General features: G+C 53.0%; 18 protein-coding genes and 1 tRNA gene. 7 read left to right on the top strand and 12 right to left on the bottom strand.

Annotated features, from left to right (window positions below; all coding sequences use genetic code 11):
- Nucleotides 1-16: 16 nt before the first annotated feature.
- The 3 genes from G9Q38_RS13030 to efp all read left to right on the top strand — a co-directional run bounded on the left by G9Q38_RS13030 (nucleotide 17) and on the right by efp (nucleotide 3,036).
- Complete coding sequence (locus G9Q38_RS13030) at nucleotides 17-1,219, top strand: DUF2863 family protein (RefSeq protein WP_228276132.1); 1,203 nt, start codon at nucleotides 17-19, stop codon at nucleotides 1,217-1,219.
- 6 nt (nucleotides 1,220-1,225) lie between these two features.
- Nucleotides 1,226-2,371 carry an elongation factor P maturation arginine rhamnosyltransferase EarP gene (gene earP, locus G9Q38_RS13035; protein WP_166131758.1) on the top strand — a complete coding sequence of 382 codons (1,146 nt, stop codon included), beginning with the start codon at nucleotides 1,226-1,228 and terminating at the stop codon, nucleotides 2,369-2,371.
- Nucleotides 2,372-2,478: 107 nt separating this feature from the next.
- Nucleotides 2,479-3,036: an elongation factor P gene (gene efp, locus G9Q38_RS13040; protein ID WP_114421799.1), complete on the top strand. Its 558-nt coding sequence runs from the start codon at nucleotides 2,479-2,481 to the stop codon at nucleotides 3,034-3,036.
- An 8-nt stretch (nucleotides 3,037-3,044) separates the two neighbouring features.
- Here efp and G9Q38_RS13045 read toward each other — a convergent pair whose 3' ends face one another.
- The 5 genes from G9Q38_RS13045 to G9Q38_RS13065 all read right to left on the bottom strand — a co-directional run bounded on the left by G9Q38_RS13045 (nucleotide 3,045) and on the right by G9Q38_RS13065 (nucleotide 9,929).
- A complete protein-coding gene (locus G9Q38_RS13045; RefSeq protein WP_166131761.1) occupies nucleotides 3,045-3,542 on the bottom strand; it encodes a DUF1178 family protein in 498 nt (165 codons plus the stop codon).
- Between the two features lie 70 nt (nucleotides 3,543-3,612).
- The gene (locus G9Q38_RS13050) at nucleotides 3,613-5,304 is read right to left on the bottom strand and encodes an ABC transporter ATP-binding protein (RefSeq protein WP_166131764.1); all 1,692 of its coding nucleotides are present in this window, start codon (nucleotides 5,302-5,304) and stop codon (nucleotides 3,613-3,615) included.
- Entirely contained in the window at nucleotides 5,301-6,746 is a 1,446-nt protein-coding gene (locus G9Q38_RS13055; RefSeq protein ID WP_166131767.1) for an ABC transporter permease, read from the bottom strand. Before G9Q38_RS13055 ends, G9Q38_RS13050 begins: the two co-directional genes overlap by 4 nt.
- 4 nt (nucleotides 6,747-6,750) lie before the next feature.
- On the bottom strand, nucleotides 6,751-7,728 hold the full coding sequence (locus G9Q38_RS13060; protein ID WP_119442079.1) for an ABC transporter permease: 978 nt from the start codon (nucleotides 7,726-7,728) through the stop codon (nucleotides 6,751-6,753).
- A complete protein-coding gene (locus G9Q38_RS13065) occupies nucleotides 7,725-9,929 on the bottom strand; it encodes an ABC transporter substrate-binding protein (protein WP_166132409.1) in 2,205 nt (734 codons plus the stop codon). The genes G9Q38_RS13060 and G9Q38_RS13065 overlap by 4 nt, the downstream gene beginning before the upstream one ends.
- Before the next feature lie 147 nt (nucleotides 9,930-10,076).
- Between G9Q38_RS13065 and G9Q38_RS13070 the strand changes: the two genes are divergently transcribed.
- A complete protein-coding gene (locus G9Q38_RS13070) occupies nucleotides 10,077-10,451 on the top strand; it encodes a DUF423 domain-containing protein (RefSeq protein ID WP_119442080.1) in 375 nt (124 codons plus the stop codon).
- 94 nt (nucleotides 10,452-10,545) lie between these two features.
- Nucleotides 10,546-11,568 (top strand): adenosine deaminase, encoded by a 1,023-nt coding sequence (locus G9Q38_RS13075; protein ID WP_114421793.1) that lies wholly within the window; start codon nucleotides 10,546-10,548, stop codon nucleotides 11,566-11,568.
- A 41-nt stretch (nucleotides 11,569-11,609) separates the two neighbouring features.
- On the opposite strand, the gene G9Q38_RS13080 is transcribed toward G9Q38_RS13075, so the two are convergent.
- Together G9Q38_RS13080 and G9Q38_RS13085 are read right to left on the bottom strand one after the other, a co-directional pair.
- Nucleotides 11,610-13,379 carry a SulP family inorganic anion transporter gene (locus G9Q38_RS13080; protein WP_166131772.1) on the bottom strand — a complete coding sequence of 590 codons (1,770 nt, stop codon included), beginning with the start codon at nucleotides 13,377-13,379 and terminating at the stop codon, nucleotides 11,610-11,612.
- Between the two features lie 9 nt (nucleotides 13,380-13,388).
- Entirely contained in the window at nucleotides 13,389-15,176 is a 1,788-nt protein-coding gene (locus G9Q38_RS13085; RefSeq protein WP_166131775.1) for an SLC13 family permease, read from the bottom strand.
- Between the two features lie 93 nt (nucleotides 15,177-15,269).
- Here G9Q38_RS13085 and G9Q38_RS13090 point away from each other — a divergent pair, with 93 nt between their 5' ends.
- Nucleotides 15,270-15,557 (top strand): encapsulin-associated ferritin-like protein, encoded by a 288-nt coding sequence (locus G9Q38_RS13090; protein WP_114421790.1) that lies wholly within the window; start codon nucleotides 15,270-15,272, stop codon nucleotides 15,555-15,557.
- A gap of 51 nt (nucleotides 15,558-15,608) precedes the next feature.
- Here the strand turns inward: G9Q38_RS13090 and G9Q38_RS13095 are convergent, their stop codons facing one another.
- Nucleotides 15,609-16,757, bottom strand: coding sequence for an alpha-hydroxy acid oxidase (locus tag G9Q38_RS13095; protein WP_166131778.1), 1,149 nt, complete (start codon nucleotides 16,755-16,757; stop codon nucleotides 15,609-15,611).
- 128 nt (nucleotides 16,758-16,885) lie between these two features.
- On the opposite strand from G9Q38_RS13095, the gene G9Q38_RS13100 reads away from it, so the two are divergent.
- Nucleotides 16,886-16,962 (top strand) — tRNA-Arg (locus tag G9Q38_RS13100).
- Nucleotides 16,963-17,252: 290 nt separating this feature from the next.
- Here G9Q38_RS13100 and G9Q38_RS13105 read toward each other — a convergent pair.
- The 4 genes from G9Q38_RS13105 to proA all read right to left on the bottom strand — a co-directional run bounded on the left by G9Q38_RS13105 (nucleotide 17,253) and on the right by proA (nucleotide 26,718).
- Complete coding sequence (locus G9Q38_RS13105; RefSeq protein ID WP_166131781.1) at nucleotides 17,253-18,077, bottom strand: DUF5677 domain-containing protein; 825 nt, start codon at nucleotides 18,075-18,077, stop codon at nucleotides 17,253-17,255.
- A 66-nt stretch (nucleotides 18,078-18,143) separates the two neighbouring features.
- Nucleotides 18,144-18,905 (bottom strand): hypothetical protein, encoded by a 762-nt coding sequence (locus tag G9Q38_RS13110; protein ID WP_166131784.1) that lies wholly within the window; start codon nucleotides 18,903-18,905, stop codon nucleotides 18,144-18,146.
- Between the two features lie 456 nt (nucleotides 18,906-19,361).
- Nucleotides 19,362-20,645, bottom strand: a complete 1,284-nt coding sequence (locus G9Q38_RS13115) for a hypothetical protein (RefSeq protein WP_166131787.1) — start codon at nucleotides 20,643-20,645, stop codon at nucleotides 19,362-19,364.
- A 247-nt stretch (nucleotides 20,646-20,892) separates the two neighbouring features.
- Entirely contained in the window at nucleotides 20,893-26,718 is a 5,826-nt protein-coding gene (proA, locus tag G9Q38_RS13120; protein ID WP_166131790.1) for an anti-phage protein ProA, read from the bottom strand.
- Nucleotides 26,719-26,764 lie beyond the last annotated feature (46 nt).

Genomic DNA, 26,764 nt, shown 5'->3' on the forward strand with positions numbered 1-26,764 from the left:
TTACCCCGAAACACTCATGGCCTTGACCAATAAAATGCCCCAATCCCGCCTTTCCGTCGATGTTCGCCGCCTGCTCGAACTCACAGAAGCCCTGACATTGTCGGGAAGCCGGCTGGAAGACCTTTACTGGGAAGAGCAGCTTAAGCAGCTGATAGGCAAGCTTTACAAAAGCCGTAAAAACCGGCATGTGGAAACAGCGCTCGATCAGCTTATTCCAAATAAAATGCAGGCCTACGAGGTTTTGGTAGAGCTGGCCGAAACATTCTCTGAATCAACTGAAATTCACGATAAAACCGATTACGACGTTCTGCTGGTCAGCGCACCTATCCTTATCTGGACGCGCTATCAATTACCATTGCCGACCCCTTTGCAACGCAAAGATTTTGATCTGATTGAAGCAGCATTCCGCGAGCATATTGCTGCCCCACAAGCTTGTGTTGCTTTGCTGCCGCAAGTTATTAGTTTCGAGCAAATGCCGCAATCGTTCCAGGATACGGCACGCCTAACCCAGCAACTGGGCAGGCAGGCGGTCACCAGCGAGGTTAAGCCTATTGAAATCACGCCGCTGGCGCATACAGAAGGCATGCTGGCCGACGCCCGATTTATCATTGCAGCCATTGCGGTCCCCAAGGGGCAGCCCGTATTTCATTGGCAAACACCATCAGCGCCTGCGGTGCAATCGCGCGCGCAAAGCCTTCAGAACTGGCAACACGCGATTGAACCTTGCTTTAACCGGCTTTTCGCCGGCTGCACAATCGACTACCAGCAGCCGGAAGCATTTTTTGTCAGCAGCCGCGAGGCAGACCGGCGTATTCGCCCATTGGCACTCAAGGCGGCTGCCATCTGGCTACAAAACGCAGCAAACCTGAATGGGTCGGATATTCGTGCAACCATCGTCGGATGCGGTGAGAACATGATTGAAGAATACCGGGTCGGCTTCACCACGCGCCAATCGAATCAGGTTATTTACGGTTGTGTCTGGCCCATTCTCAGCAAAGAAGAAGCCAACCTCAATAATGAAGGCTTACCCGATATCCCCGACCATATCGCCGAACAGCTCGCTGAGGTCGGGATTAAAGAGGTCAAGCGTCTGAATGGGCTTGCTCAGGGCGAAATATGCGATGATTGCGGTGCGCCTTTCTTCCCGAACACGCTGGGCGAAATGATGCATCCCGAACTGCCCGAGGAAATTGATCTCGAGCCGCGACACTTTCATTAATTTGCCATGCCCGGTGCACCGGCGCATATCGCCGTAACAACCCCCTCTTTGTTAATCGACTTGTTTTGCCAGGTTGTCGACAATTACGGCGATATCGGGGTGTGCTGGCGCCTGGCTCGACGCCTCACAGAAAAAACGCCCCATCGCGTCAGGTTATGGGTCGATAACCTGGCCGCATTTCAGCGTCTTGAGCCTCGAATTGATCATTCAGGATACCAGGCACTCTCCGACCAAATTACCCTATGGCATTGGGAGCGCATTCATCAGGTGGAAGAAGCCGGTGATGTTGTCATTGAGGCCTTTGGATGCGATTTACCTACAACCTTTTTGCCCAAAATGCTGGAACAAAACAGCTTATGGATCAATCTGGAGTACCTGAGCGCTGAGGATTGGGTAAATGACTGTCACGGCATGCCGTCTTTGCAGCCCAACGGCTTGCGCAAATATTTCTTTTTCCCTGGCTTTACGCCTGCAACAGGGGGATTATTGCGCGAACCCGACCTCCTTGAGCGTCGCGACAACTGGCGAGCAACGCCCAATCTGCGATGGTCTCAACTAAAAGAACTGGGCGTTCCCGCTAAGTTATGCGACATGCTTCGACATGGCGGGCGCCAGGTGTTTTTGTTCAATTACCCGAACGCGCCAACCGCTGCCTTGGTACGCGCGCTAAACACCAAATCGAAACCAACGGTTATTCTGCAACCACACGAAAACGGCACCCACGCCTCGCAGCCGGCATCCTATGTTCATCTGGTCAAGATCCCCTTTGTGCCTCAAGTGCACTTTGATACCTTGCTCTGGGGCAGTGACCTGAACTTGGTACGAGGAGAAGACTCACTCGTGCGTGCGATGTGGGCAGGCACACCGTTTATCTGGCATATTTATCCACAGGAAAGTAACGCACACCAGCTTAAATTATCCTCCTGGTTGGACAAGAGTCCTTTTGATGACCGCGTTAAACAATTGCAAATAGCCTGGAACCATGCAGACGTCGCGGGTTGCGAGGATATCATCAGCGCCCTGGTTAGCCACCCCGAACACTTGCATGCATGGCGTCATTCCTGTCAGCAATGGGCTTCAGATTTGGCGCGACATGCCGATTTAGCCACGAACTTACTCCAGTTTTTTACGCTTCATGCAGGAACGCGTTAAAATGATGGGCTTTGGGTTGTGCTGGCGAAAACTGTACGATGTTTTCAGCACACTTTTGGCAAGCGAACAAAACACGACCCCATTTTCTATCCCCGGAGTTTTAATACATGAAAACCGCACAGGAACTGCGCGTAGGCAACGTTGTTATGGTGGGCAACGAACCATTGGTTGTACAAAAAGCTGAATACAACAAGTCGGGCCGCAATGCGGCGGTCGTCAAATTGAAGTTCAAAAATTTGCTGTCGGGTTCCGGCAGCGAGTCGGTTTATAAAGCGGACGAAAAATTCGACGTTGTCATTCTCGACAAAAAAGAATGTACCTACTCCTACTTCGCCGATCCCATGTACGTATTCATGGACGAAGAGTACAACCAGTACGAAGTGGAGGCCGACAGTATGGGCGACGCACTTGAGTATCTGGAAGAAGGCATGACCGTTGAGGTCGTATTCTACGAAGGACGCGCTATTTCGGTTGAACTGCCCACTATCATTGTGCGCGAAATCACCTACACCGAACCGGCTGTGAAAGGAGACACATCGGGCAAGGTATTGAAACCTGCAACGATCAACACCGGCAAGGAAATCAGTGTTCCCCTGTTCTGCAACATTGGCGACAAAATTGAAATTGATACGCGCACAAGCGAATACCGCAGCCGCGTAATGTAAGCAGCAAATTACTGCATGCGGTCGTCGTCGAGATAGTCGGGAACGGGTAACACAGTTACCCCTTCTTCGGCTAAAGCAGCACGTTCTTCCTGCGTTGCCGTCCCACGAATAGGTCGCTCTTGGGTTTCCCCGTGATGCATGCGCAGCGCCTCTTCGGCGAACCGCGTTCCCACATTTTCAGTATTACGCACAATTTCACGCACTTGTTGCATAACCTGTGCCTGCAACTTGGCTAATTGCTCCATGGCCGGCGCGGCCAATACCTGCTCACCCGAAGCAGCCGCAGAGGCCCCGGCTAACTTGGCAGCCTGTTCCAGCCCTGTTTCCTGGCTGCGGCCACGATTAATACGGGCTGCCGTCAATTTTTTGTTGACGTTGGCACTGTTGCAAACGGGGCACGATAATAAGCCGCGCTCTTTCTGCGATTCGAAGCCGTCTTGGGAACCAAACCAGCCTTCGAATACGTGCCCAAGTTCACATTGAAGGTCGAATACTTTAAGTGTCATAGAACATCATTATAAGCGAGGTCGACCCTTTCGGGCGCACGACGTGAGCGCTATGTTGTGGAAAACCTGCTTACAAGCGCGGCACGGCGGCCAACAACCGTTGGGTTTGCGCATGTTGGGGCTGTTGCAGCACCAATGCTGCGTCATTCATTTCAACCAGCTTGCCGCCGTCCATAATGGCGATACGGTCAGATAAGTATTCCACGACACCAAAATTGTGCGTAATAAACAAATATGCCATCTCAAGTTCATTCTGCAACGTTTGCAGCAGTTCAAGAATTTGTGCCTGAACCGAGACATCAAGCGCCGATGTCGGCTCATCGCAAATCAGCACCTTCGGTTCGACAGCCAAAGCGCGTGCAATGGCAATGCGTTGCCGCTGTCCGCCCGAGAACTCATGTGGATAACGCGTGACCGTATTAGCCGGTAAACCAACGCGATCAAGCAAATTGCGAATACGATTTGCACGCTGTGTTTTATCAAGCTCCGGCCGCAATGCCGCCACGCCCTCTTCAAGAATATCTCCCACGACCATACGCGGGTCCAGCGACGCATACGGATCCTGGAAAACAATTTGCATCGATTGACGCAATATGCGTAATTGACGCCGGTTGGCACTAAAAAGCGACTTACCGGCAAGCAGCACTTCCCCTTGAATTCGTGCCTGTTGGTCAAGTAAACGCATCAGGGCCTTGGCGGTCGTCGTTTTCCCGCAACCCGACTCACCCAACAAGGCCAGCGTCTCCCCGGCATGGAGATCGAAAGAAACGTCTTCTACGATGGGCTTATACGCAAATACACGGCGCAACAAACCGCCACGCTGAGGGTAAGCGACCGACAAATTTCGCACTTGCAGAACCGGGGTGCCGGTGCTCCTGGCATTCGATCCGTCCCCGGACTCAACAACGCGTTGTCCGGTCACCAATGAGCGACCCCGTTTCTCATACGCAGGAATAGCATTGATTAATTGCCGCGCATAAGCATGTCGAGGATTCTCAAAAAAGGAATCCACCGAACCGGTTTCCACAATCTCGCCCTGTTTCATAAGTGCCACGTAACGCGCCACTTTCTTCACAATGGCCAGATCATGCGTAATCAACAAAATCGCCAGGCCCATTTCCTGTTGTATATCCGCCAGCAAATGCAGAATTTGTCCTTGCACTGTGACATCAAGTGCCGTGGTGGGTTCATCAGCAACCAACACTTCCGGTTCGGCAGCCAAAGCAATGGCAATCATGATGCGTTGCTTTTGCCCACCCGAAAATTGAAAGGGATAATCGTTAATCCGTTTCTCCGCTTCGTGAATCCCGACACGATTCATCCAGTAAATAGCGCGTTTGCGCGCGGCCTGCCCACGATAGGATGTGTGCGCGAGCAGCGTTTCCACAATCTGGCGCCCCACCGGCATGACCGGATTCAAGCTGGTTGAGGGCTCCTGAAACACCATAGCCAATTGCCCGCCGCGAACGACTCGCATGCGCGACTCAGACAACTGATTCAAATCGGTTGAGCCCAGTTTCACCTTACCGGAACTAATGCGAGCGGCCTCAGGTAGCAAGCGCAACAGCGCCATTGCCGTCATACTTTTGCCACAGCCGGATTCGCCCACCAAAGCGAAAGTCTCCCCCCGACGCAGTGCCAAATCAAGTAAATGAACTGCATTATGGGCACCAGCTTCAGTTTGCAGTTGCACCGACAACTTTTCAATCTGGAGCACCCAGTCGTTTTGATCAAGCCGGGAAGTTGCGATCGCCTGACTCATGAACCCTCCTTTGTCATCGCAGGCTTGGCATGCATAGGCTGAAAATTGCGCATGCGCGGATCAAAGGCCTTTTGCACCGCATCGGCAAAAATGTTTGCCGCCAACACCAACGCCAGCATAAATACAAATGCTGCCAGCAAGTTCCACCAAATCATGGGGTCTCGAGACATTTCGGTACGGGAAGCATCAATCATGGTGCCGAACGAGGCCATGCTTGGATCCACACCAATACCCAAGTACGACAAAACCGCCTCATAGAGCACCAGACCTGAAAACTGTAAAACCATGGTAATGAGCACAATATGCATGACATTAGGCAACAAATGGTGACGCATGATGCGCCAATGCCCGACCCCAAACGCCCTCGCCGCCTGCACATACTCCAGCTCTCGAAGTTTCAAAACTTCGGCTCGCAGCAAACGACACAAACCAGCCCAACCGGTTAAACCCAAAATCAGGCACAGCAGAAAAAGACGCAAATCGGCACGCGCAGTCACGGTGGGGAACGCCTCCGGGTGCGTATCAATGTAAACCTGCATCATGAGCACACATGCGGCAATTAACAACACACCGGGGATAGAGGTTAACGTGGTATACAAATACTGAATGGCATCGTCTACCCGCCCTTTGAAATATCCGGCCGAGATGCCGAACAACAGAGCCGGCGGCAGCATGGCCAGTGTTGTCAGCGTCCCGATAACCAATGCCGTTCGCACACTTTTCAGCGCCTGCTTCATCACGTCGTTACCGACGCGATCAGTTCCCAATACGTGATAATCCATGCTCAAGGCAACCAAAACACCGGCCACCAACAGAATCACAGTTGCCGTAAGCCACATGGCACGAACCGGTATGTCGATGTCGCGCCGCCACCAGCGCATGAACGCATCGTGCATGGAACTTGTGTGACGCCGCTGCAGCAATGCTAGCAACACAGCCAGCACAAGACTCAAGCCTGCCCCAACCAGTGCACCCAGCACCGCCCGCACCCCAAGGTCGCGGTAATGTAATGCGTCCTCTTTCAGTTGCGTGCCGGCGTTCTTCAAACGGGGATAATCCCGCACCGGTTCGTCGTTGATAATTTGCGTTTCTTTGGTGAACTGACGAATCGCCAGCGGCGCGGAATAAGTGGCTTCAGGTTGGCTCAGCTGGGTCCAGGTCATCATGTCATCCAGTGCCGAGCGCAGCACCGGTGCGTAAACCGGGCCGCTATCAGCGCCCCCGCCCGGCAAACGAGGGCGATAATGCACGGAATCCAACACCGCCACCAGCGTGAACAAAAACAGCACTACTGCCGCCGACATGGCCGATGCCGAACGGCCCACTTGAGCCCAGGCGGCGCGCAAAGCCGGGGTACGCCTAACATGTAACGCGTAAAGCACCACCCCCGCCACCAGTGCCAATACAAAAATATCCGTCCAGAGAAAAACAAATTTTGGCATGGCGCTACTCGAATCGAACGCGGGGATCAGCCAGCGTATAAGAAATATCTGCCAACAATAACCCCACGATATACAACGCCGAGCCCAAGAACACCATGGCCCGCACAATTGAGAAATCCTGGGCGTTGATGGCGTCGATGGTATAACTGCCCAAACCCGGAATACCGAAGAACGACTCGGCAATCAAGCTGCCCATAAACAATAATGGAATAGCCGACACGGTGCCCGTGAGAATCGGCAGCATCGCATTGCGCAGCACGTGGCGGAACAAGACAATATGCTCAGCTAAACCTTTAGCCCTGGCCGTGCGCACATAATCTTTACCGATTTCCTCGAGAAAAAGTGTGCGATAAAACCGCGACTCGCTGCCCAAGCCGGAAACAACGGCCACCACGACCGGTAAAACCAGAAACCTTAAACTATCCCACCCGTCGGTAAACCCCGAATACGGCACCCAGCGCAGCACTTTGGCGAACAACCACTGCCCGGCAATAATGTAGAACAAACCGGAGATGGATAAGAGCACAACACACACGACCACGCCGGCAAAATCCAATTTGGTGGCGCGAAAAAAGACCAGCAGCAACGCGAACGACACACTAACCAACATACCGAGCACGAAACTCGGAATCGCCAGCGCAAGGCTCGGGCCGATACGTTGGCGAATTTCATAGCCAATGTCTCGGCCCCCGTCGGAAAAGCCGAAATCGAATAGCAACAACGGTGCCGACCGTTCATAAAAAACGGTGTCCGTCAGTGTCCGCACGCCTTGAGCCGACGCGTTATAAAACAACGGTTTGTTATAGCCCCGTTCTTCTTTCCATTGTTCAATTGCATCTGGGCTTACGCGTTGACCGCCAATGGCCATGCGCGCCATGTCGTCGGGCGTGTTAACGGCAAAGAACAGCACGAACGTCAGCAAGTTCACGCCGATGAGCACAGCAACACCGTAAAACAAACGACGAACAATATAAGCAGTCATAAGCCACGCCTTCCTTTCATGTGATCCAGCGCGGTGGCACGTTCACGACGTTGAATAACCCGCCATGCCGGCCAGACACCTATTAGCAATACCGCCAGAAGCAGCCAAAGCGGCCACCAACGTGGCTCATTCCATTTTTTTACGCCGGCAACCCGCTGATCTGGATCCACCCGTAAATATTGCAGGGTATTACGAACCATTTGTGTGGGTTTGGCATTGGACACCCATGCCTGATACGCCCCGCCGGACTTCGGATAAAACCCGAACATCCAAGGCATATCGCGCTGCACAATTTCAACCATGCGTGCTACGACACGATCTTTTTGCGGCCCATCATCAAGGAAACGCAATTGCTCAAACAAGTCGTCATACTCAGGGTTGTGATAATTGGCCGCATTTTCACCACCGGTTTTCGCTTTGGCATTCGCACCGTACAGCAAGAACAAAAAGTTTTCCGCATCCGGGTAGTCGGCCACCCAACCCCACATAAACATTTGCGCGTTGCCCTGACGCATTTTGTCTTGAAAACGGTTGTAATCCGTGGCTCGAATCTCCAGCTCGACATTCAGTTTCTTCAGTTGCCGCCGCATCCAGTCGAGCGTGGCGTTTGACCCCATACCGGCAGCCGAATCAAAGTGCAAAATTAAAGGTTCACCGGTATCTGCGTCCCGCCCGTTTGGGTAGCCCGCCTGGGCAAGCAACTCCCGGGCCTGCTCAATAGGTCGCCGAACCGCACGATCATCCTTCCAGGTATAAACGTGCTTGTTCAGCCCAGCCGGCAAAGGCTGATACCCCGGTACGCCTGGGGGTAACGGCCCCTGCGCCACCTGCCCCTGGTCGTTCAGGAAGATAGATACAAATTGCTCCCAGTCGAACGCAATACTAATCGCCTGACGCAACTTGCGATTGCGCGCTTGCTGCTCGGGGGTATCACCGCGCCCCACGACAGGGTCGAGCCAGTTAAATCCAAGATAGGTGATTTGCGGCTCAGTGGACGATAACAACTGCAGCCCACGGTCGGCATAGAGTTCAGCTTTTTCGGCTGAATCACCCGCCGCCACTTGCATGGCCACGCCATAACTGCCGCCGTCAACTTCGGGAACATCGTAATAACCCTGCAAGAACTTGCCCATTAAAGGCACGCTTTCCTTTTCCAAAGAAAATACAACGCGATCAATAAACGGGGTGGGTTTACCGCAATCAACCAGCAACCCTCGCGCTTTGTCTTGCGGCTCTCCCTCACAAGGATAGGGTGACGGCCTGAAATGCGGGTTGCGCACCATGACATGCTGTCGATTCTGAATTGATGTTTCCAGCATATAAGGCCCGGTGCCGGCAGGCCACGTATTCAACGACAAATTACGTTGTGCCATACCAGACTGATGGTAAAAGCGATCGGCCTCCCACGGGACAGGCGCAGTGAAGGTCATGGCAAGCCAATACTTGAACTGCGGGTATTTTCCTTTGACACGAATACGCAAGGTGTGGTTATCCAATGCCTGCACGCCATTAAACCCATATTCGCGCAAATCAAGCCATTCCGGGCTTTTGCCTTGTTCTTCCCACTGTTTCTCCAAAGCGTTCAGCTCTTGGGCATATTCGCGCAAGCCTTCAATATGAGAAGACAAAACCCCAAACGCCGGCGACACCACCCTGGGGCTGGCCAACCGCCGAATACCATAAACGTAATCATGCGCCGTTAATTCACGCGTACCCACTTCGCTGAAATCCGTTAAAGCGTATTTATTCTCTAGCGCGCCCGGTTGCAAGGGCCAATAGTGATAATTGCCGTTCTTATTGCGGGCAAAAGCCGGATGAGGGGCGAACTGAATACCTTTCCTGATCGGAATGTCGTACACGCTCACTGCAATATTTTCCCCCGGCGCATTGTCGGGCAAGACATTACCGTTTTCGTCATAATAACGGGGGCTGATCACCGATTCGGCGGTTCGGGGAATCAGTTGATAGGGGCGCTTTAAATAGTGGTAACCATAAAGCGGCTCATAAATGGAATAGGTAAAAGGCGTTTCATCGGTGGAGTAAGAACTGGCAGGGTCGAGATACTTGGGAGAACGCTGAGAAAATGCCGTAAACAGCGTGTTTTGCGCCAATGCGCCTTCCTCGTAGGGGCTATTTATGGGCTCCGGCGAGCAGCCGGCCAAAATAGCGGCAGCCCACACAATTACCCACACTCCCACCATGTTCCGGAACCTGTTTTTCACGCCAATACCATTTCCCATATTGATTGAATCCGCCATCCGGTCGGATCCCGCTTGAGCGGGTTGCGGCTAACATGATATACAAATTGAACCAGCGCAGGCCATGCCTGCAAACCCGCAGGACAAAAAATGACGGAAAGACAACTTGTTATAGTAGGTGCGCTCATGATGCTGATTGGCGTGGGGGCAGGCGCGTTCGGTGCCCACGGCCTGAAACGTGTCCTTTCAGCCGACATGCTGGCCATATGGCAAACCGCAGTGCTGTACCAATTGATTCATGCGCTGGGCCTGTTGCTTATTGCCGCACTGAGCACCCGAATTGTCGGCCCCTTGCCGGGCTGGTCGGGCCTGATGATGCTTGCCGGCATCATCCTGTTCAGTGGCAGCCTTTACATTCTGGCGCTAAGCGGCGTGAAATGGCTGGGGGCAATTACCCCACTGGGCGGCGTTGCCTTCATTGTGGCTTGGGCCTTGTTAATGTTTGCCGCATGGCGTCATTTGTAATGCCGTACTTCGAAAAAGCACAACCTGGCCGCCAAACAAAACGCACTTAACTTGAAAACACCTTATTGCACCGGAATAAAAGTTGGAAAAGAAAATGATTGATCCGAAATTAAATGAATTTATTGTTGCTTTACCGAAAGCCGAATTGCATTTGCATATTGAAGGCACCTTGGAACCGGAACTCATTTTTGAGTTGGCCCGTCGCAATAACATTAAACTGAATTACGCATCAGAAAACGAGCTGCGCCGGGCCTACGCCTTCAAAGACCTTCAGTCGTTCCTGGATCTGTACTATGCAGGTGCCAGTGTGCTCATTACCGAGCGTGATTTCTACGACATGACCATGGCCTACCTTAAGCGTGCGCAAGCCGATGGCGTATGCCATACCGAAATCATGTTCGATCCACAAACCCATACGGAACGTGGTGTTGCCATTGAAACCGTATTTGCAGGCATTGCCCGCGCCGTACGCGAAATGCAACAACAAGCCGGTCTCACCAGCTATTTGCTCATGAGTTTTTTGCGTCATTTGTCGGAAGAGTCCGCATTCGAAACGCTGGAAGCCGCCTTGCCGCTGCGCGAGCAATACAAGGATATCTGGGTCGGCATTGGTCTTGATTCCGCCGAGGTAGGCAACCCACCCGATAAGTTCCAACGTGTCTTTACCCGTTGCAAAGAGCTGGGGTTCCGTTTAGTTGCGCACGCAGGTGAAGAAGGCCCGCCACAATACGTGCGCGATGCGCTGGACCTATTGCACGTTGACCGTATTGACCATGGCGTGCGCAGCGAAGAAGACCCCGACCTAGTCAAACGCTTGATTCGTGAGCAAATTCCGCTAACCGTTTGCCCGCTTTCGAACCTCAAGCTTTGCGTGGTAGACGATATGCACGACCACAACATTGCCCGGTTGCTGCGCCAGGGCTTGGTCGTGACGGTTAACTCCGATGATCCGGCCTATTTCGGTGGCTACGTAGGCGACAACTACCGTGCCATCGCAACGTCGCTTAAACTTTCCAAAGCGGAACTGGCCAAATTGGCAGACAATAGTCTGGTTGCTTCGTTCTTGCCCGGCTACCGCAAAAGCCAATTACGTCAACAGCTTCAAGCCATGTTATGAACTTCAGGGGCGCACAGTGCCCCTGCTGATTCCTCTCGCGGCTACTGCGCTTGCTCCCAATCCACCCAGGGTATGTTGTGTGTCCTCAAATAACTTGACACCGCCTGCCCTATGGTGGGGAAAAAATGCGCCTCACCCACTTTCTTGAACAAGCCGAATTGCTTCATCTGATCTTTCACCGGGTCTTTCATTTCGGCAAAAACCAGGTCGATTCCTTCGGACGCCAACCGATCGTCCAGTTCCAGCAGCATATCAGCGGCCGTCACATCGATTCCCGTCACAGGCTCAGCCGCCACAACCAACCAGCGTATGGGCGTGGGGGACGACGACACCGCAGCCAAGGCCCGCTCCTGGAACAACTCGGCATTGGCGAAAAACAACGGCGCATCCCAACGAAACAGCACCAACCCAGGTATTCGTCTACCATGCGGATAACGGCTGACATCATGGTAGCCCTTTAAGTTGTCCACCCTGACTAGCACAGCAGAATACGGACGCCAGCTTTCCCAAAGAAACGAGATCAGCGCCACCAGCACCGCCAGGCCAATTCCCTGTATCGGGCCCAACACCACAATGCCGGCCGAACATCCCAGCGACAACCAAAACTCCGCCGGTCGCATGCGATAAATTCGCCCCACAGAGCGAATTTCCATTAAACCGATCATCGAAGCAATGACAACGGCAGCCAACACGGTATCCGGGAGATAACGAAGCAATTCAGGCGCGTAAACCAGTAAGACCAAAACCAACAAAGCGCCCACCACATTCGCCAACTGCGAGCGCGCGCCTGCGGCTTGTGCAACAGGCGTACGTGATGCGCTACTGCTAATCGGAAATCCCTGGAAGAACCCCGTTGCCAGGTTAGCCATCCCCAGGCCCACCATTTCACGGTTGGCGCTAACCTTATCACCCGTTTTGGTGGCATAGGCCCGTGACAAAACGCTGGTTTCCGACATCGCAAGCAATGCCGCAACCACACCACCGACCGCGACCTGAAGGACGTCCGAAACAGGTATCACAGGAAATGCAAACGACGGGAAGCCTTGCGGCAATAAGCCCAGCACCGCCACGCCGCTCCGGCCAAGATCTTGCCATCCCACAAAAAGGGTCGCCGCCAATACCGCCAGCAAAATACCCGACACATGACGCTGCTTGCGCAACAGCAATATCAACAACAAAGAAAACACGCCGATCAGCAGAGACCAAAATTGAGTTTGGCCATTCAGCAAAGCCTGAATAAATTCCCAGGCCTTGGTCGGCGTGCCACCACCATCCACCGTGAAACCAAACAGCACCGGCAATTGACTGACGATAACCACCAACGCAATCCCGTTCATGTACCCATAACGAATGGGCTTGGATAATAAATCGGTAATAAACCCCAGCCGTGCGAGCCCCGCCAGCAGGCAGGTGAGCCCCGCTGCAACGGCCATGACCCCCGCCAGCGCTACCGCTTTTTCGGGACTGCCGCCCGACAAAGGCACGACAACCGCAAAAATCACCGCTGCCAAAGCCGAATCAGGCCCCAGCACCATAATACGGCTGGGACCAAATAAGGCATAAGCAAACAGCGGGATGATGGTGGCGTACAAGCCGTAAACGGGCGGCAGACCGGCGGCCACTGAATAAGCAATACCTACCGGTACCAGAATGGTGACTAATACAATGCCGGCAATAATATCGTCTTTAAGCCAATGTATCGGATACTGCCGCACAACACCCAAGCCGGGAATCCACGCAACCGTCTTTGTCCACCACGTCTTGCGAGCGCTGGGGTATTCGACGGTGTCGGTATCATTATCGGCGTCCATGTCTGCACATTACCCGTTCAACGGCCACACCCAGAGCAACATGGGTATCGCAGTGGCGATAACCAGTAAATCCAACGGCAGGCCCATACGCCAATAATCTCCGAAGCGAAATCCGCCCGGCCCTAAAATAAGCGTATTATTCTGATGCCCGATAGGCGTCAAAAACGCGCACGAGGCGCCAATCGCCACCGCCATCAAGAACGTATCGGGGTTCACATCAAGCTGATTCGCCACCCCCAATGCAATGGGAGCCAGCACCGCCGCCGTGGCGGCGTTATTCATTAGGTCGGTCAGTATCATAGTGGTTAACAAAATAACCACTAACGCGATCACCGCATTACCCTGCGCAAAATAGTCGAGCAGGAAACCGGCCACCAACCCCGCTGCTCCGGTTGACTGCATCACACCTGCCACCGGCAATAACATGGCCAGCAACACAATTACCGGCCAGTCGACCTGTTCATAAACCGACCTTAAATTCACGGTTCGCAATGCCATAGACGCCAACACGCCGGCGGCAAACGCCACCGCTGCCGACACCCAACCGGAGGCTGCCAACAGAACCGCCCCCAGCATAATGCCGGCAGACAAAATAACATTGCGCTGATCCGGAATACGCACCTTACGCTCGGCCAAAGGCACCGCGCCCATGTTCGAACCAAAACTGGATAAAGCGTCGGGCGGCCCCTGCAAAAGCAAAAGGTCGCCCGGTCGCAACTTGATCGCCCTAAGCCGGGACATCAAACGTTGCCCCTGGCGCGACACCGCCAGCAAATTAATGCCATAGCGTGTGCGCAAGAGCAAGTCACTGGCAGACCGGTTTTCCAGAATGGAAGACGGCATAATGGCCAATTCCTGCAATATGATTTCGTCGTTTGTTTCTTTATCGGAATCGGAAGTTGGCGCCTCCTCTTCTTCCTCGAGCTCAAGACCAAAAGTTGAAAGGACGTCCGCCAATGACTCAGCATCGGTTTCAATGACCAGAATATCGTTTGGGCGAATGACCCGGGCTGCGCTGGGCGCCATCATGCGCACTTCATTACGCACCAGCCCTACAATTTGCGCGTCGAGCTCGTCCATTTCATCGTCGAGCTCACGAAGCGAGCGGCCCACCAGCTTACTCTCTTCCGGCACTCGGGCTTCCGTCATGTAAGCTTCCGTCTCAAACCCTTCGATACCTGCTTTTTGGCGTGCCGGTACCAGCCGCCACCCAATTAAGGAAATAAATACCACCCCAACCAACGCAACGGCAACGCCGGTAGGCGTAAAGTCAAACATTCTGAACAGACCCAACCCAGCCGACTCACGAAAACCCGAAACAATCAGGTTGGGCGGAGTACCGATCAAGGTTGTGGTTCCACCTAGAATAGACCCGAACGCCAGGGGCATAAGCACTTTCCCGGCCGGCAAATCAAGCCTGCCGGCAATTTGAATGGCAACGGGCATCAACAATGCCAGCGCCCCCACATTATTCATAAAGCCCGACAAAATAGCCGCCAAGGCCGTGAGCGCCGCAATACTTAATGTGGGGCCCGCTTTCGAGGGCAGAATAAATCGGGTCAGAACATCGACGGCGCCCGACGACTGTAAAGCACTGCTTAGTATCAAGACGCAAGCAACCGTAACCACCGCGTTATGGCCAAACCCCAGAAAAGCATCAACCGGCTGAATAAGCCCCACCGCTACACAAGCCAGCAACGCGGCGGCGGCAACCATATCATGACGCCACTTTCCCCAAAGAAACATGCCCACGGTCACAGCCAGAATGGCCAAAATCATTGTTTGTTCTAAATTCATGGAATGGGTCAATAAAGTAGAATCAAAGGAAATGTCGCGCCACTATAACGCCGCATTTATGCTATTTTTACACTTCACGTAAAGGAGCTACAGATGTCAAACGAAGGCTATCACGAACCCATATCAGAACTTTCAGATGAAACCCGCGACATGCATCGCGCCATTGTGTCGCTCATGGAAGAACTTGAAGCCGTCGACTGGTACAACCAACGCGTCGACGCCTGTAAAGACCCAGAGCTGAAATCTATCCTGGAACACAACCGCGACGAAGAAAAAGAGCACGCGGCCATGACGCTTGAGTGGATTCGACGCAAAGACCCCAAGTTCGACAAAGAACTGCGCGACTGGCTGTTTACTGACAAAAGCCTGGATCACCATTAAGCATTCACGGTTCATTCAGCGAAAAACCATCCCGGCGCCCGCCGGGATTTTTTATGCCCGACGCAAAATCGAGGCATCAACCTTGTTAATATCGTTATGACCGCAAAAAGCCATCGTTAAATCCAACTCTTTGGCCAACATTTGCAGGCATTTCGTTACGCCGGCCTCGCCGGCAGCCCCCAGGGAATACAGGAACGAACGGCCAATTAACGTTCCTTTCGCCCCCAACGCAACCGCCCGCAGCACATCTTGCCCCGAACGAATGCCGCCGTCCATCCAGACTTCAATATCTTTACCCACTGCGCTGACAATGTCGGGCAACACCTTAATTGAAGAAGGAGCGCCATCCAACTGACGCCCCCCATGATTCGACACCACCAACGCATCGGCGCCGGATTCAGCAGCCATACGCGCATCCTCGGGCTCCATTACGCCTTTAAGCACCAGCTTGCCGCCCCACAACTCTTTAATGCGTTTCACGTCGTCCCAATTTAAGCGGGGGTCAAACTGCTCGGCCGTCCAGGCCGCCAATGACGACACATCGGTCACGCCCTGAGCATGACCAACAATATTGCGAAACGTACGCTTTTGTGTTTGGGCCATCTGCCAGCACCAGTGGGGCTTTGTGGCCAGATTAAGCAAATTACCTAATGTAGGCTTGGGCGGCGCGCTTAGCCCGTTCTTGATATCGCGATGGCGCTGCCCCATCACCTGAAGGTCGAGCGTGACAACCAGGGCTGAACAGTTCGCCCGCTGCGCACGACGAATCAGATTCTCCATAAACGTTTTGTCGCGCATAACGTAAAGCTGAAACCAGAACGGTTCTTGTGTATGCTGGGCCACGTCTTCAATCGAGCAAATACTCATAGTAGACAACGTAAACGGTATCCCGAACTTTTTGGCTGCCATTGCCCCATGCATCTCGCCATTGGCATGCATCATTCCCGTAAGACCGGTCGGTGCAATGGCGACAGGCATGGTAACGTCTTCGCCCAGCATGCGTGTACGAATAGAACGGTGCTCAATATCCACCGCCACACGCTGGCGAAACAGCCATTCCTGTAAATCCTGCTCATTCGCGCGCAATGTCGATTCCGTCCAGGACCCGGAGGCCGCATAATCGTAAAACATACGCGGCATTCGGCGCCGGGCCAGCCGATGAAAGTCTTCGAAACACGTAATTTTGTTCAAATCAGCCAAACCCGGCCTCCTGTTGCAAAAATGAACCACTCAATGGGCTGTTATATTCAACTTACCGCATTTGGCTGTCAACTGAACAATGAAAAATGACAACCAAAAATTTATGTGTTATAGTTCTGCTTCTTTACGCGGCTGTAGCTCAGTTGGATAGAGTACTTGGCTACGAACCAAGGGGTCGTGGGTTCGAATCCTGCCAGCCGCGCCAGATACAAAAAGGGCTTTCCCACAAGGAAAGCCCTTTTTCTTTTGATCTACTGATCCAACCTCATAAAAGGGGGGGGTGCTGTGGAGCATTTGCATTGGTAGTGACATAGTTGGCGTTACATGTTGTAATTTTATTTGTCAGGTCAGCTGTCGGCCATGAGCCGCCGCTGGTGGAATAGAGAAGCAGATAATCAACGCTCGCGTTAACAGGTGGCAAGCCGCGAAGCGGTTTGACGTCCTGTTAAACAACCAGTTAGGCCAACCTCACAGATGCTCAATAGTGCCCACACGTTATTGCTCCTTTGATACGGCAAGACCTGTTGCAATCGCTGCTTCTTTGAAGGCGTTCTGGGATGCTAGCGCCACATTTTTGAAGTGGCTGTCGCCTAGTGATGCCAGAAGGGAGAACAGCGTGTCTATGCCTCCCCCAGCCATCAAGTACAAGGCGGAGAGCGTTTGATGACGATGTTGATCTAGGCTTGCTTGATCATGTGGCGGTGACGCCTTATAAGCACCTAGGTGAAACGCCGCACCATAAAGTGTTCCATGCAATGCTTCGGACGCGTCAGCGTATATGGTGAGCAGACTCATGAACAGCCCTGTGTTACCTAACTTGGCTTCGATAACCGCCGCTCTGTCTGGTAATGAGACATTCGTCCAGCGCGTCTTCTCTCTTCCTCGCTCGCTTGTGAATTTCGCGATGGCTGCACTAATCTCTGGAGGGAGTTCGAAATCCCCCCCATTGAGTGCAATGCGTGCCTTCACTTTGCCATTGGCTTCAATGGACCGATCCAGGCTACGCCCAGCCTTGTTGAGAGAGTAATCAACATAGTCTGAAAACTCTGGGGCGGTGCAAAGTTGAAGGAAACAGAAATTTGTTAGCCGTTCCAATAAGGCCCTGGAAACGATGTAGGCTTGATTAATTCGAGCGTTTTCGCAAAGAATTCTTATTGAAATAACGTCCTCGATGACTGCCGAGTATAGTGAAACAAGGCGTGCAACGCGGGGTATATCGCTCTCATTGATGGCGTTTACGCTCTCCACAAGGCGCTTAATTTGACCATCTAGGAATTTAGCCAAGAGTTGCGAGCCGGCATCGGTGCTTACGGTTGTCATGCTTTGCGCTTAAGGCCTAACATCGGAATCCAGTGGCGACCGAAGGCGATCCGCTGTAATGACGGTTTAGACCTCTTCGTCGGATTTTCCATATTTCTTCTCTACATCTCGTTTGATGGCGCCAGAAACTTTCTTCAGCTTTGCTAGCGCTGAGTAGTAGTACGACTCGTCCACAGAGAGCTTGTCACCTATGGCTCCTCGGGCTTTCATGCCTGACTTCTCCAGATAGAGCACGTTAACGACGTTGTTGTTATGCACTACGAGGTCGCGGGTTGCCGCAACTTCAAAGTAGTCAGCGAAGCTGGGATCATTTTTCGCACTCACGAGCTTCGCAAGGTAGGCCATGTAAAGGCTTGGCCGCTGTCGAAACACGTTTGCCACGTGATCTGAAAGTACGCGCTGAACCAACTCTTCCTTATCTTCCGCAGCCATAAGGTCCTTCGCCGAAACACTGGGGCAAGCGGGGATTCCCTGTACTGTTTCTGTAATGCGTTGCGGGTAGTGCTGCAGGAAAATCATAAGGACATCTGCAAGGAAGGACTCAAACTGCGACACAGAACTGACCAAGAACGCCTCAAACAGACCACTTGATGTGTAGTGGTTGTATATCTCTTTTAGTTCAGTGTCAGTCCGTCTTGCGAATTTCTTCCTATCGGTGAATGGAACGTAGTAACGTCGATCCGACTTTGATTGGCTGCCCTCATACCTCGCGCGAGCCTCCTCAAGCAGGGGTTGAACTTGCTCTAGAAAGATGTGCGCGTTGTTCAACTCGCGAACGATCTTATTCTGTAGGGAGTAAATTTTCCGAGCGAGCGCTTTGTTTGGCATATGAGGTCTAACGTAATTTAGACCGCAAAACCTGCGGGATAAGCCGGACGATGCGGGACATTCTGGACACGGCCTCCTCCTCAAAGTGGCTTGCAGCCTGGGCTGGAGCTCTACACACTGTTTAAAAAAACACAAGTATAAAGTTTCCATGAAACCCGGCAAGCCTGTTTTGCGCACGGTTCAGTAACTTATCGGGTACAGCGATGTGTCTACTACCATGGTCTACACGTATGTGCTGAAGGTGGCTGTAGAAGGAACAGTCAGCCCGCTGGATGTCTTGGGTTTTGTAGCATGACAGAGTGCTTTGCGGCGTATGGATGAACGGCTCATTTGGGTCGGTTGCGGTCCGTCAAGAGGTCCCATTGGACTCTCCGACAGCGGAGGCTCAACGACTCAAGCAGATACACGCGCTTCGTTATTTTGGCGGCCTAGAATCAAATTTAAGCACTCAGCTTGTCACGATGTCGATATATCAAAGATTCCATAGCGGAGATCTCCATAAAGCGCGTGGGTGGGGTTTTTGATTAGATACGAAGGTCCATTCCCGTTAGTCGTGCCATCCACAGCACTCTTGTTGACCGTGATGTGCGAACGATAAACGATTGTATGGATATGCGCGCTCGATGGCCTTTGCATCAGATCCGATGTCATAATTTGCAGACCAGTGGCCATAGTGCGAGAGGTACTATCTGACTGGGCTAGGTTGACTAATTCATTTGCTGTCAGTGCGTGTAATTGCACAGCTAGCATAGCGGGACGTCTTCGGCTGAATTGGCCCTTCACCGCCTCGCGCAGTTGACGCCGCATCCCGTCAAGCACCTCATCTGTTTTCTCACTAGATACTGATAGTATTACGGCGCGTTGGCCCCAAGAGAACAGGATCATCAGATTCGCATTTGAGCGAGCAGTGCGTGTTTCAACAAACAGATCAATTTCATCTCGGTCAAGTTTTTCAGGCGGTTTATTGAATGGACTATCTTTGATAGAAAAGTCCCAGGTGCGGACAGTGCAGTGCTCCGTCTGTGTCGTTGCCTCCCCTCGGAGCAGTCCCGTTCTAACCGTGTTTTTGATTTCACGATGTTGCTTAGGCGCTGGGGTAAGTCGATCCGGTATCGTGACTGCTACGATCAGCCCCTTCGTAGCGGAATTATATGTTTTTGCTAATACGTCGGCCAGTTCCTTATAGAGCGTTGCGCTTCGGCGTCGGTGGATCTTTCGACCAAGATCTGCCGAGAACATTTTGCACTCGATCTCAATTTCAACATCGTCTTTCCGGGCGATAAAGTCTACGCCTCCACCGTGTTCGATATCCTGAAACTCGACGTCAAATCCTCGGCTCATGAGGTGAACGGCAGTTGTAATTTCGTGCTGAATGGAAAGTAGCCCTTTATCCTCTTTTAATCCGTCAAGCAGCACACCACGCAAGCGTCGTCGGCCACCTTCACTGAGACGCTCGTAACATCGAATAACTCCTGCAGCAAAAGCAACCAGTTCGTATTGAGCTCGGGTACGGAGCACTAGTGGTTGTTTTGGTATTAGCGGTGAGCTCGATAGAATCTCCCGCATCGCCAGTTCGATTGCACACCGTTCCCGCAGCCAGTCTTCCATCAGTGAATTTTCATTGAGTTCCCGCTCGATCCATTCGAAACGACGTGTCCAAGCCTCGGGTCCTGTGATACTCATCAGAGACTGCAGGAGTTGGACCATTTCAGTATCACGAATTTCAACAGAAAATCTCATGGACCCTTCTCTATCTTTGAAGTGAATGTATCAGGTTATCTTCGTGCGAAAATATGGGGCGGACAATTAAAGCGTCATGGTAATCACTTCATTTTGCGTGAGTATTACTAGACACCTTATCGCCCCAATTTCCATCAACTTGGTGAGCCACTCTCGCCGTTTCTCTGAATGATGTCGAATGACCGGAGTTAGCCAAACTCGATCAACAACACAACTCTGTAACACGCACGCCCAGCCTTATCGCCAATCAAATGGTAGTAGCCCGCCACTCACGGCATTTCTCCAGGTATTTTCTCGTATCCTGCGTCAACCGGGCTATGCCAATTAATCTCGAAAGTTCCAGCACAGGATCCTCGGAATCCGCTATGCGCGCCGTATGTTGATCTTCGACCCACGCAATCTCGGTACGTGATACTTCCCGAACTGTTCGGCCGGCTAGGCCTTTGAAAGGAACTCGGCTAGCAAGAGAGCCTTTACTCCACAAAAAATTTGTGCCGTCCTCGTTGGAAGACTCCCACACATGATCCATGGATGAGATTCGTTTCTGTATACGACTGCCTGTCCGTTGCCAGCCATGCATTTGGGAGATACGGCGGGCCAGACTTAACTCGGATATGGGAGTGTCCGCGGCAATGACTTGACTAATCAACTGAGTCAGTATCTCGTCGTAAGCTGGATCGAAAAATCGCTCCGGATCAGCCATAACATCAGAGGAATGTTGTGTCGGTATGACAGTGTCCGACGCGGAGGCATACACAACTCTTGTTTGCTCTTCGTCTTTCGGCTCTTCTTCTGTAAGCACCTCAATGAGCGTTGGCGGCTCATCACTCGGAGTGAGTGCTTCCACTCGATGGAGGTCAGGCGCGGTTGGTTGCGCGTTAGCTCTATCCTCTCGGTCTTGAGCTAACACTAAACGTAGGGCGTTATCTACTCTATCGGCGGCTGCGACAGAGTTTCGGAACCAATCGGTCGACCAAATTCTTAACACCTTCCATCCCAGCCCTTCCAACACAGCTTGGCGTATGCGGTCACGATCACGAGCAGTGGCCGAGCTGTGATAGGTTGCACCATCGCATTCAACGCCCGCCAACCAAGCGCCTGCGTAATCGGGATGACGTATGCCTAGGTCGATCCGAAAATCGGAGACACCTATTTGAGTGTGCACTTCCCACCCTCTTTGATTTAGCGCCTCACACACAGCTGCTTCAAAGGGCGAGTCCACTCCACCTAAAGATCCCAAGTCTTGAGCGGCAAGTGCAACCGCGCCTCTATCAGCGAAATCCAGGAAAGCCTTGAAATCCTTAACGCCCCTGGCACTAGTTCGGCTCAAATCAATCTGATCCGCGGTAAGTGAGCTAAACACATGAAGCTCTGAACGCGCGCGTGTAATCGCAACGTTAAGACGTTTCTCTCCGCCATCCATATTCAGGGCGCCGAAGTTCATCGAGAGCTTACCGTTAGAGTCGACACCAAAGGTCGTGGAGAACAGGATGACGTCACGTTCATCCCCTTGGATGTTCTCAAGATTCTTAACGATGACCGGCTCTTCGTGCTCGTCGGCAAAAAACCACTCTAACGAAGGATTTGCTTTTCGCTCGGCATCCAGAAGGTCCAGAATGAGGCTCTGCTGTTGAGCATTGAAGGTGATTACGCCCAAAGTATGGCGCTGCGATTCTGGTACCTGCAACCACTCAGTCAGTTTCGCCCGGATTAACGAGACGACTGCGTGCGCTTCGTCGGGATTCGTCCGCCCTTGGCCTCGCATGTAGGTACCATTAATTTTATGAAGTCTTAGGGCATCGTCGGAGGCGTTGGGTGACGGGAACGTCACAAGCCGACCGTCATAGTAATTATGATTGGAGAATGCGATGAGTGCCTCGTCGCGGCTCCGATAGTGCCAATTCAGACGATGCGTGGGTATGCCGGCTGCCGTCACCTCATCCAAAATTGATGGCATATCTTTTTCGAACTCGGCAATGTCCTGGCTATCATCTTCTCCGTCGTCATTACGGCCGAAGAAGTTAGTCGGGGGGAGCTGCTTGGGGTCCCCTACAATAATCGCTTGACTGCCTCGCGCAATGGCACCCACAGCATCCCAGGTCGAAATTTGGGATGCTTCGTCAAAGATAACAAGATCAAACTGTGCTTGCCCTGGAGGCAGGTACTGAGCAACCGAGAGAGGGGACATAAGCACGCACGGTGCCAACTTTGCAAAGGTGGTCGGCATTTCGGAGATAAGGTTTCGAATAGCGGCCGTGGGCCTTTGAAGACCCAACTGATGGCGTAACAAACCGAGTTCGGATCGACGAGGCACACTGTCGGCTGATGGTAGGTCGTTTCCGAGCCGGCGCATGACCTCGCTGGCAGCCAGATCAGTCATGGCCTGATCAAGCTCCCGGAAGCGCTGAATGAGTGCTTCATGTTCCCAGTACGCAAAACTGCGCAAGGAGCTTGAGGCATCCAGCGCCAGCCTGAGCCACCAAGTCATATACGCTCGTTCAAAGGTCGCAGCAGTATCGGAAATCGGTTCACCTGCTTCGAGCGCTTGAACCAAAGGCAAAAGGCCGACGGCCTCAGCGCGTTGCCTGGATGACAACCATTTCAGCCAATCAGCCAACCTACCGCTATGTGTGTCCAGCCCCGCCAAAAGCGCTTCAACCTGCGGCTCGTCCTCGAAAGCCTTCCCTCCAGCAGCAACAAAGGCCTCCCGCTCTAAAGCTAAAGCCTTCAGCGCTGTATCTAACCGTCGAAGGAGCGGTTTCGCTGTTCCCCCCTCCTCCAGTATCAGTTGAGCCCGTAGCTCCGTGATACGCGCTGGCAATATTCCTGAACGCGCGAGCTGTTGCTCGAAGCTTAGATAGGCTTCCGCGAAGTCCAGCGCCTCGTCTATCTTCTGGATATTGGTTTTCTCACCGCTGAAAGATAAAAGCGCCGCCAAGGGTGAGGCGTTAATCCGACGCTGTGCAGCCAGCAAATTGCGAAGTGCAGGAATGTCCGTTTGGGGTTCTACCAGCTTCCCACTATTGTATGTCCGCAGCAGCTTCTTTACCTTGTTCTGTGCGAAAGATCTAAGTATCACGAACTTCGTTCCCGCCTCCCGCCATTGCAGCTCAAGCGCCTCTAGAGGCATTGTCGCAATGGTCCGGTCCTCATACTCCCCCTTCAACTGCCGACGGGCGGCATCGCACTGAGCCAACTCATTTGCCAACGACGACATTGCTGCCCGCAACTCATGGGGATTATGCAGTGAAGCGGAGTCAATGGCAGGTTTACCCAATCGCAAAGTAGGTAGGCGGTCGATCACCGGCCAAGCTTCTGGCGGCAAGGTCGAACAGCCGAACAGCTCACCTAACTCTGCCCTGGCAGAGTTGACTTCCCGTATCGCAATTTGCAGCCGTTGTGCAGTTTCCAGAAGTTTGTCTTGCCATGCATATGACCACTCTCCTGGGGAGATCAATGAAAGAGGACCATCGAAAGGAAGGTCAGCAACAATAGCGTGTCTCTGGCCCAGCTCAGTTGCCAGTGCACGCAGTTGGTTCCAACTGTGAGTGTCGTGACAATCCTTATCAACGAAGGTAAGCGCAAACGGTACTGGGCCGCTGACCGCGCGTCCTATCGCCTGGAAAATGCTGAATCCTTGTGTGCCAGGCCGGTGGAGCTCTTCGACGTAGGCATTCAGTTGGTCGCGCGTTATGCGCACATCGTCGGTTATCTGCATCCATTCTTGGTCACAAGGGGTGCTTGCGCGCTGCCACGACCTACCGAGTTGTTGGAGAACAGTTTTGCGATCTGCTTTGTTGGAATGAAGTTCGAGAACCGCAGATCCCAGGCCCTGGCGCACCAAGCGGCGTTGAACGACGTCCAACGCCGCTGCTTTCTCCGCAACAAATAAGACCGTCCGACCTCTCGCCAGTTGGTCTGCGATGATATTGGTGATAGTTTGACTCTTGCCTGTTCCTGGTGGTCCAATCAGGACAAAATCACGTCGCTCCGCCGCAGCCACAACCGCCGCAAGCTGTGAGCTGTCTGCTGGTAGCGGAGCCAGAATATCGGCAGGCGCGTGCCTGTGATCAATATCTTCCGGCCGCGGCATAGGTCTTCCTGCGCCTTCGAATGCTTCGCTCGGACTGTCGACCAGGTGTCTAACCAGCGCGCTTTCTCGCAAGTTGTCGGTGCGGTCGACGAGATCCTTCCACATCAAATACTTTGCGAATGAAAAAGTAGAGAGTGCGCACTCCTCGAGCACTTCGAAACCGGCAACATCGCGAACCCGTCGACGTACGATTTCAAGAATGCGAGGAATGTCTAGTCCACGCTCGTCGCAAGGCAACTCGCCCTCCAGTTCGGGAATACGGAGCTCGAAGTCCCGTTTAAGGAGCTCAAGCAGCGTTGCATTAATCCGAACCTCATCTTCAAGCTGCGTAAGACGGAACTCGGACTGAGCCGAACGCCGCTCCAGCTTAACCGGCAGGAGCAATAGTGGAGCGCGATAGTGACGAGGCTCCGACTCAGTCCGTTTCCACCTGAGGAACCCAACGACCAGAAACAGAGTATTGGTTCCTCCTTCCTGGATATCGCTGCGGGCCTTCCTATACAGCCCAGTAAGGCGATTGGCCATTTCGTGCGCCGTGAGCGGTACGGCAACTTGACCTTTGGCTAACGCATCCAGCGCTAGGCTGGTTTCAATCGCGCGAGCTTGTTGCGGCGTGACATCACGCCCGGAAAGCGCGTTCTCGTCCTTAAGGGCTAATAAGCGGAACGTCTTGCCTTCGGCCAATTGGTCCTCAAGTTCCGACACATTTGGGCAAGTCAAGCCTACGGATAGCTTTGTTTCCTTGAAGTTGAGCAGCTTATTGGCCAGAGAAAGGTCTAACAGCTTACGTTGCCACCTTTCAATTCTCCCCAGCGCAGTTGAAGGAGCCGTTTCAATGATGTCGCCCGGTAAGTGCCCAAGATCCAGTGGGCGAGGTAGGGCAGCAGGCGCGGACGCATCAGGGTGCTGATCGGCAGCGATAGGCTCCCTATGACTCGCAAGTGGACGGATGCGCGCAGCCCGCGCGCGATTGATATCTATTACTTTTTCGAACTCGGTTTCGTTCTCCTCAGAAAGTCTCTCTCTACCGGCTGCCATTGCCTGCTCGAAGCCGACGCTGGGACGCTTTGTCAACAAAGTCGTTTCCAGCGCGATGAATTCACGGGCAGCTGCAGCTTTACGTACTGCAATGACATCAGGCTCTATCAACTTGCCGAAATCATTCTTGGTGATCCACACACCGACCCATGCATGGCCTCGCGAAAAAAGAATGGACGCATGCAATCCTGCGGCTTCAAATGCTGCAGCCATCAGCAGCGCCGTATCAAGGCAAGTAGCGAGGCCTTCGGCCACGATGCGCTCTGGGTCGCGTATCTTCTGTCCACTCCGCTCAAATGAGGCCGGTGGAACGGCATACGCCAGATTCAATCCCGTCGCCGCTGACCAGATAGCTCCTGCGATCATCCACACGCGCTGAGGACTATTCGATTGGTATCCCTCCATCGAACCATCATGTCCCGCGGCCTCTAGTAGCGACGATGCCTGCTTTAACAATCTAGCGACCTGTGGCTGATTCGGAGAGACGAATGCAGCAAGAATATTTTCCATCTCATGGAGACCGCCCCATTCGTCTCTCGCCAACAACTCGACTGGGGCCTGGTCGCACAGAACCATATCGTCGCCTATTTTGAGCGAAAACTCGAGCTGCCCGACCTCTGCTTCGTCAATACCGCCAAGAATTGCCGTATCAAGCGGTGTAGCTAAATCTCCCAATTCGACTTGCTCCCCGGGCCGGATGCGATCAATCTGCCAGACCTTGTCGCGCAGTACTGCAGGCTTCGCACGGAGCGTCAGCGAAACATCGGTTGCCGCTACATCACCGCTGTTATGAATGCAGAGCGAGTGAAGCACAGACGCATTGTTCTGCGCCATCGCGAAGTTAATCTTCGCGTTGACGCACTTTTCTAGCGCAAGGATGGCTTTCGGTGGCTCTGATGCCAGCGAGTTGGCAACGGCCGCACTGTTCTGCTTTTCTTGCATATCTCGACCCGATGATCTCTCAACGTGTTCAGGGTAATCTGGAAAC

The organism is Pusillimonas sp. DMV24BSW_D, from assembly GCF_011388195.1.
In the GTDB taxonomy this organism is placed as follows: Bacteria; Pseudomonadota; Gammaproteobacteria; order Burkholderiales; family Burkholderiaceae_B; genus Neopusillimonas; species Neopusillimonas aestuarii.